Source organism: Tundrisphaera macrotermitis, from assembly GCF_051175315.1.
GTDB lineage: Bacteria > Planctomycetota > Planctomycetia > Isosphaerales > Isosphaeraceae > Tundrisphaera.
This window is the reverse complement of record NZ_CP195100.1, coordinates 5,897,599-5,913,002: the sequence shown is the minus strand read 5'-3', so window position 1 is coordinate 5,913,002 and position 15,404 is coordinate 5,897,599. Positions and strand designations below refer to the sequence as shown.

Below are 15,404 nucleotides of genomic sequence, written 5' to 3'. Positions count from 1 at the left end.
GGGGTCGACGTGGGCGGCGATGCCGGTTCAGGAACAGTCGCGTCGGACCTTGGCGGTCACTTCCGACAGCTTGTCCATGCTCCGGATCGTCGCGTTGACCCGGGTTTCCAGGGGGAACAGGTGGTTCTGTTCGAAGTCGCGCTGCACCTGGTCTTGCCAGTGTTCCTTGGCAATTTCCCAGTGCTTGCGCAGATTCTTGATCGCATAAGTCAGCTTGTTCGAGCCTTCTTTGCTCATGAGACTCCCCTCGCTGTCGGCCGATCGGGCTGATCCGGGATCCGTTTCAGGAGCCGGGCGGCGGTGCGGTGGCCAGGTACTTGTCCAGCGCGTCGGCCATCCGTTCCAGCATCGCCATCGCGGATTCGAGCTCGCCGGTGAGCATGTCGCCGAGCGGGCGCGAGTGGCTCAGATATTCGGCGATGGCGTGGTCGAGCTGGGGCTCCCACTTCTTGATGATCTCGACCTTCTGCTCCGCCTCGATGAGCCGCTGCTTGGCGATCCGGGTCGCCTCCTTCGCCTCGGTCTCCCCGGTGCCGGAGAGCTTCTTGCGGTGGAGTTCGCTTCGGATCTCGTTCATCTTCTCGCGGCGACGCTTGACCTCGTTGATCCAGTGGAACTTCTGGGTATTCTTGACCCAGTCGGTGATCCTCCGGTTCTCCATGTCGACGGCGATCAGGGCGTTGCGCGCGTCCTCGATGAATGTGCCGAGGGCCTCGCGGAAGACGCGGATGTCGTCGATCCTGCCGACGCGTGCGGAATCGGCCATCGGGGCCTCCTGGGTCGGGAACGATGGGGTCGGTCCGGTTCCTCACCTCAGCGCTGCTGGAGGTATTCCTCGACGCGTTCGGCCTTGCGGAGCAGGAACGGAACGAAGGCGTTGGTCGCCTCGATGAACCGGTTGATGACGACCAGCGTCGCCTCGAATTCTTCGGTGAACTTCTGCTGTTCCTTGTCGCGCCAGGTCTGCCCCAGGCCGGTCAGTTGGCCGTGGATCACGGCCATCTTGTTGTGCAGTTCGGTGTTGAAATGCCGGAGGTTCTGGGCGAACCTGCGGAGTTCGGACGGGTCGACGACGGCTTGCGCCATGGGACGTCCTTTCGACCGAGGGGGCCAGGGGGCCCGACCGCGATGGGTGAAGAGGTGGTGTCGGTCCCGGGGAAGGGACGACGATCGCGACGAACTGACGATCGATCCATTCCAGCCTAACCGGAAGGCCGGGGCTCGTAAAGCACCGGGCCCGCATCCTTCCGGGGTCACCGCCCGCCAGGCCCGGGCGCGCCGATCGGGCCAAGCACGCCGGTGAAACTTTCACCGGCGGCGGGGGAAAATTTCATCGCGATGCCTGGCGAGAAGTCCGACTCGCGGGCAAACCTTCGGCGAGATCGCGATCTCCGGGCCTGGGAACGGGGTTTGCCCGGAAGATCGGACGTCCGCCCCGAATCGCGGGGTTTCGAGCCTCCCGGAAAGGAAATGACACCATGTCCACGACTCGTTCTCGCCGCGTCTTCCTGGCCAGCGGTGTCGGCACGCTGGGCCTCCTGGGCCTGGGCTCCCTGCCGATCGCGGGTCGGGCCCGGGGCGACGAGGGCCCTTCGTCCGAGGCGATGATCGCCCGGGCCGCGGACTTCTTGAAGGGACGGCAGGACGCCGATGGGAGCTGGTCGGCCCTCCGCAAGGAGCCGGGGATCACCGCGCTGGTGGTGACCTCGCTGCTCCGCTCCCGCCGGATCACGCCGACCGACCCGGTCTCCGTGAAGGCCCTGGCCTACCTGGAGAAGTTCGTCGGCCCCAAGGGCGGCCTCAGCGAGGCGGCGCACGCGAACTACGCCACCTCGGTGGCCCTGATGGCCTTCAAGGAGGCCAATACCGGCGGTAAATACGATGCCCTGATCAAGGGGAGCCAGGAGTTCCTCAAGGACAAGCAGTGGGATGAGTCCGAGGACAAGGCGCCGTCCGATCCGTTCTATGGGGGGGCCGGTTACGGGGGCAACAACAGCCGACCCGACCTGTCCAACACCACCTTCATGATGGAGGCCCTCCACGACTCGGGCCTGCCCGCCGACGACCCCGCGCTCCAGAAGGCCCTGGTGTTCGTCTCGCGGTGCCAGAACCTCAAGAGCGAGTTCAACGACCAGCCCTGGGCCGGAAAGATCAACGACGGCGGATTCATCTACACCGCCGCCAACGGCGGGACCAGCGTCGCGGGCCAGGGCGAGGGGGGCGGCCTCCGCTCCTACGCGAGCATGACCTATGCCGGCCTCAAGAGCATGATCTATGCCGGCCTGAAGCCCGATGACCCCCGCGTCAAGGCCGCCACCGCCTATATCGCGAAGCATTACACCCTGGACGAGAACCCGGGCCTCGGCCAGCGTGGGCTCTATTACTACTACCAGACGTTCAGCAAGACGATGGCGCTGCTCGGTAAAGATACCTTCGTCGATGACAAGGGGACGGCGCACGACTGGCGAGCCGATCTGACCGCAGCCCTGGCCTCCCGCCAGGATCCTAATGGCAGCTGGGTCAACAAGGCCGACAGCTTCATGGAAGGGGACGCCAACCTCGTGACGGCGTATGGCCTGCTGGCCCTGGCACACGCCCGGAAGGCCTGACGCCCTCTCGGACGAACAAACCAGGACGCGGGCCACGAGCGAGGGCGGCACTCCCCGATCCGGGAGGCCGCCCCTTCGCATGAATCGGTCCACTGGGCGTCAACGGCCGGGCCTGGTCGCGAGCTTCTCGGACGCTTCGCGTTTCCGCTCCGCCCGCTCGGCGTTGTTGGCGTCGTCGAGCTGGGACTGGAACTGGGCTTTCTCGGCATCGGTCAGGGCCCGCTTCGGGGCCTCGTCGATCGCGGTGGAGTTGCCGCCGCACCCGATGAGGCCGAGCGAGGAGGCGAGCAGGACGGCGGAAGGGGGAATTCGCAGACGCATGATGATGGTTCCGTTCTCATTCCGGGCGGGAGGTTCGATCAATACTCGTCCGAGCTGAGGACTTCGCCGTCATCGATCACGGCGAGCTTCCGGAACGTTCCGGGATTCACGGTGAACTTGATGAACTTCACCGAGCCGTCGCCGAGCACCGCGTTGATGCCGCCGGGGTGCGGGCCGCCGAAGTTGCGACGCCAGACGGTGTCGCCCGTCTCCTGGTTGGGCGGATTCTTGAACCCATCGCACTTCCAGGGGCTGCCGTTATCGGCCACCGGGACGAAGTGCCAGCGGACGTTGTCCTCATCCCACCCGGCGTTCATCCAGGTCTCGTTGTCGCCGCCCTCATTGCCGAAACCCTTGGTGTTGATGCTCTTCTCGGCGCAGAGGATGGAGTTCGAGGTCCCGTCCTTGAAATCGGCGAGGGTCCGCTTGGCTCCCTTTGCGCTGTAGACGATGGCCCCCTTGTAACCCGAGTAATTTCCCTGGGCGACCAGCCCGCTATCGTCCTTGCCATCGGCGCCGGTGTGCCCCGCAAGCCCATTGGGGGCCGCCGGGATCGTGGAGGCCGGGGCGCAGCTGTAGGCCGGCCCGGTCCGGAATCCGGCCGACCCGGCGTAATCATTGCGCGAGGTCGCGGTCACGAGGTCGCCGTTGTAACGCTCGTTGACGCGTCGCGAGGGGCAGTAATAACCCGGGATGGCCGTCCGTGCGACGAAAACCTCCCCATTGGCCGTGGTGTCCCGCTTGTCATGCACCGGGGCGATCTGGAAGTTGGCCAGGTTGAAGACGTTCTGCTGCTCGATGTACGGCAGGATCTTGAAGAAGTGATTCCACCCATCGGGAGAAGCCGCATTGCAGCAGGCGAAGTTGTTGCTGGCCATCCCGTCGAAGGGCCCCTGCGGCAGCATGCTGTTCGTGGACTCGAAGTTCAGGAAGCCCAGGCCGATCTGCTTCAGGTTGTTCGTGCACTGGGCCCGGCGGGCCGCCTCCCGGGCCGACTGGACGGCGGGCAGGAGCAGCGAGATCAAGACGGCGATGATCGCGATCACCACCAGAAGCTCGATCAGCGTGAAACCGCGACGAATAAAACTTCCAGGGCCTTGGGCCTTCTCATGTCCGACAGATCGAATGGGCACGTTGGGATCGCTCCGACAACGGTTCGTTCCGGCGGCCACCCCGACGAAGGGCGCCGATCCGGGTGTGATCTCCTGTCGGGCGGATTCTAGGCCGGCCTCGGGTACGTTTCGTGTTCGCCGATTGAAACCTGCGTGAAGTTGGTATCCGGCAAATCCGAACGGTCGGATCGCCGTTGGACGGACTTCTTCAACGTAACATCAATGCTTCGCGCATTATTCTTGACTAAATCGATCGGGAAACGATTGACATTCGGGCGATGGATGCTAATTATACGAGGGTCGAAGCCAGGGTGAGGCAGGACCATCGGCCGCCGAGGCCGCCCCCGATCGCAAGTCCCGCCCGGGATGAGGGGACCGAATCACTTCACCCGCCTTCCCGGCGGGATCGGCGCGTCGCACGACGACCGCCGGCCCGCCGGGGAGGTCCCGCCCTCCGGGCATGGGGGCTCGACGACTGATAATTGCGGATCGTGCGAAGAGGTGGGCCGATGCAGACGCGATTCGAAGGGATGATGCTTTCGATCTTGTTCCCGGATGAGCCCGCGGACGCGACCCGGCGCGAGGCCGGGCCCGTCAAGGAGGCCCCGGCCAGCCGGCGCGGCTCGACGCCGATCTCGCCGGTGCGTGCGAGCCCCTTGCCCCGCGTCGGGGCCGAGGACTCGCCGCGGCGATGTGTTTGTTCGGCCTGAGCCGAGGCGATGAGCCCTGGGGGCTAGCCGGCCAGCGACCGGACGGCATCGCGGAAGATCCGAAGCCCATCCCCTTCGCTGGCCAATCCCTCGCGGGTCCAGCGGGGATGGTGGAGCGGGTCGACGTGGCGTTCGGGGTGGGGCATCAGGCCGAAGATCCGGCCCGTGGGATCGCAGACGCCGGCCACCGCCCCGGCCGACCCGTTGGGATTGGCCGGATAGGCCGTGGCCGGCGAGCCGTCGGGCGTCGCGAACCGGAGCACCACCTGGCCCGCCGACTCAAGTTCGGCCAGGCCGGAGGGGTCGGACACGACGAATTTGCCCTCGCCGTGGGCCACGGGCAACTCGATCGTATCGTCGAACGTGACGAACGGGCTGAGGCCGGGCGTCGGGACCAGGTGGACCCACCGGGACTCGAAGTGGCCCGAGTCGTTGAAGGTCAGGGTCGCACGGCCGGAGGCGGCCGGACCGGGCAGCAGTCCGGACTTGACCAGGACCTGGAAGCCGTTGCAGATCCCCAGGATCAGGCCGCCACGGTCGTGGAACCGCCGCATGGCGTCGCCGAATCCCGACCCGATCTTGGTGGCCAGGATCCGCCCGGCGCCGAGGTCGTCGCCATAGGAGAAGCCGCCGGGGATGGTCAGCACCTGGAAGGCATCCAGGGTCTCCGGCTTCTCGACGATCCGGCCGACGTGCCAGGTCTCGGTCGAGGCCCCGGCCCGACGCCAGGCCTCCGCCGTCTCCTCGTCGCAGTTGGTCCCGGGGGCCCTCAGCACGAGGACGCGGGGTGCAATCGTCATGGAAGCCACCTTCAATAGCCCGTATCGTTCGGGGAAGACGTGGAGCTATAGGAGACGTTGGGGTAGTCCGGCTCGGCGCGATAGGCCAGGTTGCGGCGGATCAGGTCCGACTCATAGACCTGGACCACGAAGTCGGCGGCGATCTTGAGCCGGGACGACGCCCCCTTGGTCGGGAAGTCGGCCGGGGCCCCCCGGCGGAACTCGGCGACGCCGACGTGCTTGGATCGGCCCTTCACGTAGTTGATGCCCGGGATCCCGTCGGCGTCGCCGGAGATCAGGATCGCGATGTCGTAGGTGTCCTGGAGCGCCACCATGTCGACGGCGAGGCTGGTGTCCAGCCCCTTCTCGTTCAACGTGTGGTGGAGCAGGTCGACCTTCCAGTGCCCTTCCTGGCGGATTTCGACGAAGTCGGTCGCCGCCTGGACACCGTGATAGAACCGCTTCTTCCGCTCCAGGGCCCGGCGCTTGTTGTCGTACCAGTCTCGGGTCTCGGCGAAGCAGAGGGCCCAGGCTTCCTCGTTGCGGCGGTCCAGGGGGAGGTCCGGCATCCGCCTCTGGATGTCTTCCATGTAGCTGTCGCGGAGCCGGGGGTTGAGTTCGAACCGGCTCCGGAGCCGGGCCTCGGCCTTGGGGTCGTTCAGGTCCCACTCGTCCATCTTGCCGACGACGTACCAGTAGATGCGGGTGTGCTGGGCCGAGGGCCAGGGCGACCCTTCGGCGAAGGTCCGGCCCCAGTAGTGGACGCTCTGCTCGAAGACGTGGCGGTAGAAGGAACCATAATCATCGACGCGTAGATTCAGGTGTTTCAGGACGCCATCGAGATTCGAGCCGTCGACGAATGTGACGAATCGGAGCATGCTGTCCTTCCCTTTACGATCCAAAACGATCGGTGCTGATCCCATCATGAGGAATTCTCACTGCCGCGATGCCCGGCTCACCAGCGGAGCGGGGCCTGCCATGCGGCTTTCAATTCGGAAATCGGGGCGTCGATCAGGGCGCTGCCCGATTGGGCCATGACGACGAGCCGGGGTTCGGCGATCACCTCGCCGATCCGGCCCAGAGGGAGGCGGTCGAACAGGGCGGTCACTTCCTGGGCGGATTCGGGGCGGACTTCCAGCAAGAAACGGGTCGGGGACTCGGAGAACAGGAGGGAGGCCGGGTGGCGGCCCTTGGCATCGGCGGGGACCTCATCCAGCGCCACGCGGGCGCCCAAGCCGCCGGCCAGGGCCATCTCGGCCAGGGCCACGGCCAGGCCGCCTTCGCTCAGGTCGTGGCAACTGCGGATCAGTCCGGCGGAGATGGCCCGGTGGACGGCCTGGAACAGCGGCGGGCCGGCTTCCGGCACGACGCGGGGAACCCGGCCGCCTTCGAGGTTGCGGACCATCGACCAGTGGGATCCGCCCAACTCGTCGCGGGTCGTCCCGACGAGGAGGAGGACGTTGCCGGCCTCCTTGAGATCCATCGTCACGCAGCGGCGGACGTCGGGCACCTGCCCCATGGCGCTGATCAGCAGCGTGGGCGGGATGGCCAGGCTCTTGCCTTCGTGGGTGTACTCGTTGTAGAGGCTATCCTTGCCCGAGATGAACGGCGTGCCATAGGCGATGGCCACGTCGTGGCAACCCTGGGCGGCGGCGACCAGCGAGCCCAGGGTCTCGGGACGCTCGGTGTTGCCCCAGCAGAAGTTGTCCAGGATCGCGATCCGCGCCGGGTCGGCGCCGACGGCCACGCAGTTGCGGACCGCCTCGTCGATCACGCAGCCGGCCATCGCCCCCGGGTCGATGATCCCGAGGCGGGGGTTGATCCCGCACGAGATGGCCAGCCCCCGGTTCGAGCCGATGACCGGGAGGACCACCGAAGCGTCGCCGGGACCATCTTCCTGGTCGCCGACCAGCGGCTTGATGACCGTCCGAGCCTGGACCTCGTGGTCGTACTGGCGGACGATCCATTCCTTGCTGCAGACGTCCCAGGTTCCCAGGATGGAGAGCAAGTCCTGGGTGAAATCGCCCGCCTCGGGCAGCGTCAACGGCGTCTCGGCCGGCCGGGTATGGGTCGCCTGGCGGATGACGGGCGGCCGGCCATCGTGGAGGAAGTCCATCGACAGGTCGGCCACCACCTCGCCGCGATAGCGGAGGGTCAGGCGGCCGGTGTCGACGAACTGGCCGAGGTCGGTGGCCTCGACGTTTTCTTCCCGGCACAGGGCGACCAGCGCCGGCCAGTGCTCGGGCGGCACGGCCAGGACCATCCGCTCCTGGGCCTCGGAGATCCAGATCTCGGTGTAGGACAGCCCCTCGTACTTGAGCGGGGCGCGATCGAGGTCGACCTCCGCCCCCATCTCGGCGGCCATCTCGCCCACGGCCGAGCTGAACCCGCCGGCGCCGCAGTCGGTGATCGAGCGGAACAGGCCGCGATCCCGGGCGCGGAGGACGACGTCGAGGACCATCTTCTCGGTGATCGCGTTGCCGATCTGGACGGCACCGCCGGAGATCGACTCGCTCTCGCCGGTCAGCTCGACCGAGCTGAACGTGGCGCCGTGGATCCCGTCGCGGCCGGTCCGGCCGCCGATGGCGACGATCCGGTCGCCCGCCCGCACCGTCTTCTCGGACATGCCCCGGGGCAGGAGGCCGACCGTCCCGCAGAAGACCAGCGGGTTGGCCAGGTAGGCGGGGTGGCCGACCAGCGCCCCGTTGACGGTGGGGATTCCCATTCGGTTGCCGTAATCGCGGACGCCGGCGACGATCCCCTTGAGGATCCGGCGCGGGTGGAGCACCCCGGCGGGCAGCGAGTCGGCGGGGGTGTCCGGCGGGGCGACGCAGAACACGTCGGTGTTGCAGATCGGCTTGGCGCCGAGGCCGGTCCCCATCGGGTCGCGGATCACGCCGCCCAGGCCGGTGTTGGCCCCGCCGTAGGGGTCGATGGCCGACGGGTGGTTGTGGGTCTCGACCTTGAAGCAGACGTCGTAATCATCATCGAACCGGACCACGCCGGCGTTGTCGGCGAAGACGCTGACCAGCCAGTCGGCGCCGATCTTCTGGGTGGCCCCGAAGATGGTCGACTTGAGCAGGTTCTCGATCATCGTGCCGTCGAAGTCGATCCGACCGCGTAGCGTCTTGTGCGAGCAATGCTCGCTCCAGGTCTGCGCCAGGGTCTCCAGCTCGCAGTCGGTCGGCTCGCGGCCCAGCGAGGCGAAGTGGGCCTCGATGGCCCGGAACTCGGGCAGGCTGAAGTGGAGCTGGCCGGAACGGCTCAGGGTGAGGAGTTCCTCGTCGGATCGCCCGAGGATCGGCACCACGACCTTGCGGAAGTCATAGGTCGAGCCTTGCCCGAGCCGGTCGAATGGCAGGGGGCCGACCACGGCCTGTTCCACGGCGTCGTTGGCCAGGACGCGGCCGATCAGGCGGGGCAGGGACGCAGCCGGGCCTTCGACTCGATAGGTCCGGATGGTCCGCACGGCCTCGGCGGCCAGGCCGATCTCCCGGAGCAGGGCCAGGGCGCTCTCCGCCTCGGGGTCGGTCACGCCCGGCTTCGGCAGGACATGGATGACCTGATCCGAGCCGGTGGTCGGGGACGCATCCTCCGACGGGCCATGGATCGAGAAGACCTCGACCACCGGGTCGACCAGCACCGCCTCGGCGGCTCGGGCGATGGCTGCGCGGTCGAGCGGCCCTTCGATCAGGAAGCCGCGGCTGGCCGAGACTTTCCAGGGGCCGGGGAGGCCCAGTTCGGCGGCGTCGGCGGAAACGCGTTGCCCGGGGAGGTCGACCCTTCCCGGGGCGGGGTCAATTTGCAGGTGCCAGAGCATGAGGTCCAATGACTCGCTTCGGGAGATCGCATTGATGAGCGTTCAACCTGCGGGCGGATTCCCACCGCACGAGGTCGCGACCCACGTCCTGAAAATCGTTAACCAAGTGACTGCATTATGTCCAAGTCGGGTCGGGATTACAAACCCGAAGTGCTTGACTCATCGCCTCATGGGTGGGATTGGGACGTCCTCGAACCGGCTCCTCAGGCCCCGGGCGGCCTCCCACCAGCCGATCAGGGCGTCCTCATCGTCGGCTTCCAGGGCGGCCCGGAAGGCGTCGATCTGTGCCTGGTAGCCGGCCAGGGCCTGGAGGACCGGGCCCCGATTCTCGCGGAAGATCCCCGCCCAGAGGGCGGCATCGGACCCGGCGACCCGGGTGCCGTCGCGATAGGCCCCCGCCGCCAGGGGGAGCAATTCGGCGGGGACGGCGGCGGCCAGGGCGGCGGCCACGACGTGAGGGAGATGGCTGGTCCGGGCGAGGGCCCGATCGTGATCCTCGGGGCTCATCTCGTGGAGGACGCATCCCAGATCGGACCAGAAGGTTCGGGCCCGATCGAGCCGATCGGCGGGCGTGCGGGAGGTGGGGGTCACGACGCAGGCGCGGCCGTCGAACAGGTCGGCGCGGGCGTGGGCGGCGCCTTTCCGCTCCGATCCGGCGATCGGATGGGCGCCCACGAACGTGGCCTGCCCTCGCGGGTGGCGCTCGACGGCTTCCACGATCGCCCCCTTGGTGCTTCCGGCGTCGGTGACCAGGATCGATTCCGGGCCGAACTCGGCCGCGGCCAGGAGGTCCTCGACGATCCGGGTGACCGGCGTGCAGACCACCGCGACCTCGGCCTCGGCCAGCGCCTCGGCCGGGTCGGTCGCGAATCGGTCGATGGCCCCGAGGTGGCGGGCCTCCTCCAACCGGTCGCGGTCTCGACCGAGCCCGACCACTGTCGTGGCCAGCCCCTTGGAACGGAGGGACTTCCCGATCGAACCGCCGATCAGGCCGACTCCCACGATGGCCACCGTCCCCAGTCGTCGCGACATCCCAGCTCCCCTCAGCATTCCCGCGGGCGATCGTCCGCCCACCCCTTCGCCCCAGATTCGCCGTGTAAGTCCCGCCCGACCGGCTCCTACCCCGTCATCGTCCTTCCACGAACGGGAGGAGGGCCCGGGCCATGTCGGCGGCCGACTTCCATCGATCCTTGGGCTGCTTCTCCAGGGATTTGAGGATGATCCGATCGAGCCCTTCAGGGAGGTCCGGTCGGTGGGCTCGGAGCGGGACGGCGGGATGTTCCAGGATCATGCTGTAGGAGTCGGCCCGGTTGGGATTGAAGCCGTAGAACGGGTACTGATTGGTCAGGAGATTATAAAGGGTGGCGCCGGCGCTGTAGATGTCGGCCGGCGCCTTCGCGTCGCGGAAGTCACGGATGTGGTCGGGGGAGATGAAACCGCCCGAGCCGCCGATGTCCCCCTGGTGGGTCAGCCCGGCGAAGCCGGCATTGTCGCGGAAGCTCTTGGCCAGGCCGAAGTCCGAAAGCTTGATGATCGGCCGGGCGGCGGTCCCGGCGACCAGCAGGTTGGAGGGTTTGATGTCGCGGTGAACATAACCCTTGTTGTGGGCGTGGTTCAGGGCACGCAGCAAATGGACGCCGATTCGGGCCGCGGTGGCGGCCGAGAGCGGGGCGGCCAGTTCGGAGGCCCACTCCTGAGCGTTTTTGCCGACCACATATTCCATCACGAGCTGGAACTGGCCTTCCAGCTCGGACATCTTGTAGAACTCGACGATATTGGGATGGCGGAGGTTCTTGAGCACCTCCAGCTCGCGCTGGAAGCGGAGCTTGGCCCGATCGCTGGCGGCGATCGAGGGGACCATCATCTTGATGGCAACCGAGGTGTTGTTCTTCAGGTCGCGGGCCAGGTAGACCTCGCCCATGCCCCCGCCGCCGATGCGACGCTCGATCAGGTATTCGGATTCGGTGGTCGGGTACTGCCTGCGGTGGGCGATGCAGGTCTCGCACAGCCAGGTGATCTGGTCCTCGCCGGGGAGGGCGTTGACGGCCATGCCGGGGGGGGCCGGCTTGCCGCACCCGAGGCAGCGGATTTTGGGCCCGCCCCCTTCCCAGGTCGTCTCTTCGACCAGCAGGATGAATGCGCTTTCGCCGGCCTCGATCGAGTCGCCGTCGCGGAGCCTGATCGAGTCCACCAGGTGGCCGTTGACCTTCGTCCCATTCGTGCTGCCGAGATCCCTGAGCAGGCAGGCCGGCGGGTTGAACTCGATCAGGAAATGGTGGCGGGACAGGAAGCCGTCCTCGGGCACCGGGAACTGCGCCTGGGACGATCGGCCGACCACGAACGTATCGTGCCGGTCGAAGGTGTAGTCGCGGCCGGTGTGCGGCCCGGCGGTGACCCGGAGGACGACCTTCATCCCCGGCCCCCCGGCTCCCGCCCGCGCGATCCGACCAGGCTATTCGGTTTCACCGGGCCGCCTCCGCCGCGATCTCCCGGAGGCGGCGCAAGTCGATCTTGCCCGTGCCGAGGATCGGGATGGCTTCGATGGGCACGAAGTCCTCGACCGCGGGGATCCAGAGGCGCGGCAGTTGGGCCTCGACCAGCCGCTTGCACGCCTCGGCGGGGGAGATCGGCCAAGGGGTGTGGAGGACCACCAGCCGCTCGCCGCGTTTGGCGTCGGGGATCGACGTGACGGCGACGGCCGTCTCATCGACGCCGACCGCCTTCATCAGGGCCGATTCGATCCCCTGGTGCGGCACCATCTCGCCGGCAATTTTGGAGAAGCGGCTCAGCCGGTCGGTGATGTGGAGGAAGCCGTCGGCGTCCTGGAATCCGATGTCGCCGGTCGTGTACCACCCATCCCTCAGGACCTTGGCGGTGGCCTCGGGCCGATCCAGGTAGCCGACCATCACCTGGGGACCCTTGACGAGGATCATCCCTTCCTGGCCCCGCGGCAGGTCTTGTCCATCCTCGATGCCGACCGTCTTGACCGCGGTCCCGGGGATGAGCCGGCCCACCGTGCCCCGGCGATTGCCGTCGACAACCCGGCCGTCGGGCAGGGTCATCGGGAACGGGGCGTTCACGGAGACCACCGGGGAAAGCTCGGTCGTGCCGTATCCCTCCAGAGGGGTCACGCCGGTCTTCTCCACGATCTCCTGGAACAGTTCCGGCTTGAGCTTCTCGGCCCCGAGGAGGAGGTGGTACAGGGTGGAAAGCTGCCCCGGCTTCGCCCGCTGGGCATAGTGCCTCATGAAGGTGGGGGTGCCCACCAGCATGGTCACCCCGTGCTTCTCGACCAGGTCGCAGACGATCTTGGCATCGAGCGGATTGACGTGATAAACGACCTTCTTGCCCAGCAGCAGCACGGTCCAGATCGTCACGGTGAAGCCGAACGAGTGGAACATCGGCAGGACGCCCAGGACGACCTCGTCGGGGAGGAGCCTGAGGTGGGTGTTGACCTGGTGGACGTTGCTCAGGACATTCCGGTGGGACAGGACCACCCCTTTGGGGTCGCCGGTCGATCCCGACGTGAACATCACCGTGGCCGTGGCATCCAGGCTGTCCGCCTTCAGGCCGGGCAAAAACGAACCCATCATGCCGATCGGGGCAAGTTTCGCGGTCGCGGCCGCCCAGATCTTGTCGAGCTTCGTCACCCGTCCCGGGATGTCTTCCAGGTAGATCAACTCCCCGCCGGGCGCGAGTTGCGTCTTCTCGATGACCTTGTGCGAGGTGATCGTGTGGCGGATGCCGCATTGCTTGACCGCCGAGTCGACGACGGTCTGGCTGGCGGTGTAGTTCAGGTTGATCGGGATCTTCCCGATCAGGATGAGCGCCAGATTCGTGACGACGGCCGGGACGCTGGGGGGGACCATCACTCCCACATAGGGCTCGGGCCCGAGGGTCCGGGCCAGGACCCGCCCGAGGGCGATCGCCCGGGTCAGGGCCATCCCGTAGGTCGCGCTGGCCTTGGTGCTGTCGGCCACCGCCGGGCGCGACCAGTGGACGCGGGCCGAATGGACGAACGCCCGCGCCAGGGATCGCCAGTGCGGGGGCAGTGGGGGTAACGCCTCATCGGGCTCGCCCGCCGGGATGGCCTCGGCGTGCGGGGCGGCGGTATCGACGCTCATGGCAATCTCGCTTCGAATCCCCGGAGGGGGAGATTCGGGGACGGGGGTACGCCCGGTTCATCGGACGGCGACCGGCCCCAATCTACGGCAGAGCGGCCCGGCAATCAATCGAGGGGTGGAGGTCATCCCGACCCCCACCCCTTCGCTGTCCGGTCAGAGGCGGCTCACCACCCGCGACAGCAGGCAGGAGGCGGCCCCGATGAACTTCCGGGACTCATCCGGCCCGATCGATGCGGCGTCGAGGCGGTCCAGTTGGTCTCGCAGCTTGGAGAGGCCTTCGAACAAGCGGATTTCATCCGGCTCCAAACGTCCGCGGCTGACCAGGAACCGGAAGGCGTCGTCGGCCCGCGACGGGGTCGGCGACCGGCGGTCCCCGACCTTCGCCGCGACCCGGATCATCGCCTGGCCGAGCTGCCACCAGGCTTCGAGGATCGATTCCCGGGGGGACATCGTATCCGAGGGCATCCGACCCCGTCTCGCATCATGAGGCTCGCTCGGCGTCGCGGAGACGATCATCGAGCCGCTCAGGGTCGGTCCCCCTTCATGATCGGCCTCCAGCAAGGGTTGCCCCGCCGAGGGGGTCCCCGCCGTCGCTGCCGGAGTCGCGGTGGGCAGCGACCGTGCCAGGACTTCCGCCTGCCTCAGTTCCTCGCGAAAGATCAGCTCGATGTCGCGATATTTGACCCGCCCCAGCCGTCCGGATGCTTGCCCAATCTCCCGACGGAATAAACAGACCAGGACCACAAATGCCGTCGGCCATGCTAGCGCATTCACCAGGGAGATGATATTGTTCAAAATCCCAAACCTTTGCCAGTCGATCAGTCCGGTTCGTTGTGTCCTCCTCCTTCGACTCTCCTGACGGGCGCGCATCGCCCCCGATCCATATGATCGTTGGAACGGGGCATCCTTAGCATAGAATTTGCCAGGATCGACGATTTCCCGGGACGGGGAGCGATCGACGACGCCGGCCCGGAGGGTCCGATTTGGCCACGACCAAGACCAATGCCGTCCGTCTCCTGGAGCGTATGGGGATTCCCCATCGCCTCCGCGAATATGAGGTGGACCCCGAGGATCTATCGGCCGGCTCGGTCGCGGCGAAGCTGGGCCTGCCCGCCGCTCAGGTCTTCAAGACGCTGGTGGCCCGGGGGGACCGCCACGGCATCTGCCTGGCGATCATCCCCGGCGACTCGGAACTGGACCTCAAGGCCCTGGCCCAGCAGACCGGCGACCGCCGGGTCGAGACGGTCCCGCTGAAGGAGGTCCAGCCGCTGACCGGCTACGTCCGGGGGGGCGTGACGGCCCTCGCCTGCAAGAAGCCCTATCCCGCCGTCATCGACGAGACGGCCGCCCTGTGGGACGAGATCAGCGTTTCGGCCGGGCAGCGCGGGCTCCAGATCGTGATCGCCCCCGACGACCTCATCCGTGCCATCTCGGCCCGCGTCGCCGCGATCGCGCGAGAACCGCTGGTGCGATGACGGCGGGCCGGGCTCAGGCGGCGTCGGCATCCGGCGTGGGGATCTCGCCTTCTTCCTGTTGCAGAAGGTTGAGGCTGGTGCGGTGGAACTCCTCCTGGGTCACGTCGAACGGGGCGCCGTTCAGCGACCAGAGGGCTTCCACCACTTCTTCGAGGTCGATGCCCGGCTCCTCCCAAGAGACGACGCACCGGCCATCGTCGTAGGCCACGACGTCGGCGCCGAGGTCGTCGAGGTGGGCCTCGATCGCGTCCTGGGATTCCGGGTCGGCCGTGAAGGTCCAGCGGACCAGGTCGATGGCGAGGGGGGGCGTCGCGGATGCGTCCATCGGTCATCCTCCTTGCGGGTCGTGCGGACGTGGTCGGTGAGTCGTCCTCACAGTGATGAGTCGGATGAGCCGATGGCTTTCTTCAAGGAAACCGAGGGCGCCCCCCCACCGCGCCCCGCCCCGAGGGAC

The 15,404-nt window shown here is 67.4% G+C and carries 15 protein-coding genes; 2 read left to right on the top strand and 13 right to left on the bottom strand.

Annotated features, from left to right (window positions below):
- Positions 1–27: 27 nt before the first annotated feature.
- The 3 genes from TA3x_RS23890 to TA3x_RS23880 are packed head-to-tail and all read right to left on the bottom strand — an operon-like array spanning position 28 to position 1,086.
- Positions 28–237 (bottom strand): hypothetical protein, encoded by a 210-nt coding sequence (locus tag TA3x_RS23890; RefSeq protein WP_435017184.1) that lies wholly within the window; start codon positions 235–237, stop codon positions 28–30.
- A 46-nt stretch (positions 238–283) separates the two neighbouring features.
- The gene (locus TA3x_RS23885) at positions 284–766 is read right to left on the bottom strand and encodes a hypothetical protein (RefSeq protein WP_435017183.1); all 483 of its coding nucleotides are present in this window, start codon (positions 764–766) and stop codon (positions 284–286) included.
- Positions 767–813: 47 nt separating this feature from the next.
- Complete coding sequence (locus tag TA3x_RS23880; protein ID WP_435017182.1) at positions 814–1,086, bottom strand: WXG100 family type VII secretion target; 273 nt, start codon at positions 1,084–1,086, stop codon at positions 814–816.
- Positions 1,087–1,478: 392 nt separating this feature from the next.
- Between TA3x_RS23880 and TA3x_RS23875 the strand changes: the two genes are divergently transcribed.
- Positions 1,479–2,609 carry a prenyltransferase/squalene oxidase repeat-containing protein gene (locus TA3x_RS23875; protein ID WP_435017181.1) on the top strand — a complete coding sequence of 377 codons (1,131 nt, stop codon included), beginning with the start codon at positions 1,479–1,481 and terminating at the stop codon, positions 2,607–2,609.
- 99 nt (positions 2,610–2,708) lie between these two features.
- Here the strand turns inward: TA3x_RS23875 and TA3x_RS23870 are convergent, their stop codons facing one another.
- The 9 genes from TA3x_RS23870 to TA3x_RS23830 form a co-directional block, all read right to left on the bottom strand.
- A complete protein-coding gene (locus TA3x_RS23870; RefSeq protein ID WP_435017180.1) occupies positions 2,709–2,930 on the bottom strand; it encodes a hypothetical protein in 222 nt (73 codons plus the stop codon).
- Between the two features lie 38 nt (positions 2,931–2,968).
- The gene (locus TA3x_RS23865; protein ID WP_435017179.1) at positions 2,969–4,063 is read right to left on the bottom strand and encodes a DUF1559 domain-containing protein; all 1,095 of its coding nucleotides are present in this window, start codon (positions 4,061–4,063) and stop codon (positions 2,969–2,971) included.
- Between the two features lie 712 nt (positions 4,064–4,775).
- Positions 4,776–5,552 (bottom strand): phosphoribosylformylglycinamidine synthase I, encoded by a 777-nt coding sequence (gene purQ / locus TA3x_RS23860; protein WP_435017178.1) that lies wholly within the window; start codon positions 5,550–5,552, stop codon positions 4,776–4,778.
- Between the two features lie 11 nt (positions 5,553–5,563).
- Complete coding sequence (locus TA3x_RS23855; protein WP_435017177.1) at positions 5,564–6,409, bottom strand: NYN domain-containing protein; 846 nt, start codon at positions 6,407–6,409, stop codon at positions 5,564–5,566.
- Between the two features lie 77 nt (positions 6,410–6,486).
- Positions 6,487–9,351, bottom strand: coding sequence for a phosphoribosylformylglycinamidine synthase subunit PurL (gene purL / locus TA3x_RS23850; protein WP_435017176.1), 2,865 nt, complete (start codon positions 9,349–9,351; stop codon positions 6,487–6,489).
- A gap of 159 nt (positions 9,352–9,510) precedes the next feature.
- Entirely contained in the window at positions 9,511–10,383 is an 873-nt protein-coding gene (locus TA3x_RS23845) for a prephenate dehydrogenase (protein ID WP_435017175.1), read from the bottom strand.
- Positions 10,384–10,477: 94 nt separating this feature from the next.
- Positions 10,478–11,764 (bottom strand): protein kinase domain-containing protein, encoded by a 1,287-nt coding sequence (locus TA3x_RS23840; protein ID WP_435017174.1) that lies wholly within the window; start codon positions 11,762–11,764, stop codon positions 10,478–10,480.
- Between the two features lie 49 nt (positions 11,765–11,813).
- The gene (locus tag TA3x_RS23835) at positions 11,814–13,475 is read right to left on the bottom strand and encodes an AMP-binding protein (protein ID WP_435017173.1); all 1,662 of its coding nucleotides are present in this window, start codon (positions 13,473–13,475) and stop codon (positions 11,814–11,816) included.
- Positions 13,476–13,628: 153 nt separating this feature from the next.
- On the bottom strand, positions 13,629–13,940 hold the full coding sequence (locus TA3x_RS23830) for a hypothetical protein (protein ID WP_435017172.1): 312 nt from the start codon (positions 13,938–13,940) through the stop codon (positions 13,629–13,631).
- Between the two features lie 518 nt (positions 13,941–14,458).
- Here TA3x_RS23830 and ybaK point away from each other — a divergent pair.
- A complete protein-coding gene (ybaK, locus tag TA3x_RS23825) occupies positions 14,459–14,950 on the top strand; it encodes a Cys-tRNA(Pro) deacylase (RefSeq protein ID WP_435017171.1) in 492 nt (163 codons plus the stop codon).
- A gap of 13 nt (positions 14,951–14,963) precedes the next feature.
- Here ybaK and TA3x_RS23820 read toward each other — a convergent pair whose 3' ends face one another.
- Complete coding sequence (locus tag TA3x_RS23820; protein WP_435017170.1) at positions 14,964–15,275, bottom strand: hypothetical protein; 312 nt, start codon at positions 15,273–15,275, stop codon at positions 14,964–14,966.
- Positions 15,276–15,404: the final 129 nt, after the last annotated feature.

Bases quoted from the DNA above. Each gene is read 5' to 3' on its own strand.
- TA3x_RS23870 (WP_435017180.1), bottom strand. From the start codon at position 2,930: ATGCGTCTGCGAATTCCCCCTTCCGCCGTCCTGCTCGCCTCCTCGCTC.
- TA3x_RS23830 (WP_435017172.1), bottom strand. From the start codon at position 13,940: ATGCCCTCGGATACGATGTCCCCCCGGGAATCGATCCTCGAAGCCTGG.
- TA3x_RS23880 (WP_435017182.1), bottom strand. From the start codon at position 1,086: ATGGCGCAAGCCGTCGTCGACCCGTCCGAACTCCGCAGGTTCGCCCAG.
- purL (WP_435017176.1), bottom strand. From the start codon at position 9,351: ATGCTCTGGCACCTGCAAATTGACCCCGCCCCGGGAAGGGTCGACCTC.
- TA3x_RS23845 (WP_435017175.1), bottom strand. From the start codon at position 10,383: ATGTCGCGACGACTGGGGACGGTGGCCATCGTGGGAGTCGGCCTGATC.
- TA3x_RS23885 (WP_435017183.1), bottom strand. From the start codon at position 766: ATGGCCGATTCCGCACGCGTCGGCAGGATCGACGACATCCGCGTCTTC.
- TA3x_RS23835 (WP_435017173.1), bottom strand. From the start codon at position 13,475: ATGAGCGTCGATACCGCCGCCCCGCACGCCGAGGCCATCCCGGCGGGC.
- TA3x_RS23890 (WP_435017184.1), bottom strand. From the start codon at position 237: ATGAGCAAAGAAGGCTCGAACAAGCTGACTTATGCGATCAAGAATCTG.
- TA3x_RS23875 (WP_435017181.1), top strand. From the start codon at position 1,479: ATGTCCACGACTCGTTCTCGCCGCGTCTTCCTGGCCAGCGGTGTCGGC.
- purQ (WP_435017178.1), bottom strand. From the start codon at position 5,552: ATGACGATTGCACCCCGCGTCCTCGTGCTGAGGGCCCCCGGGACCAAC.
- TA3x_RS23855 (WP_435017177.1), bottom strand. From the start codon at position 6,409: ATGCTCCGATTCGTCACATTCGTCGACGGCTCGAATCTCGATGGCGTC.
- TA3x_RS23820 (WP_435017170.1), bottom strand. From the start codon at position 15,275: ATGGACGCATCCGCGACGCCCCCCCTCGCCATCGACCTGGTCCGCTGG.
- TA3x_RS23840 (WP_435017174.1), bottom strand. From the start codon at position 11,764: ATGAAGGTCGTCCTCCGGGTCACCGCCGGGCCGCACACCGGCCGCGAC.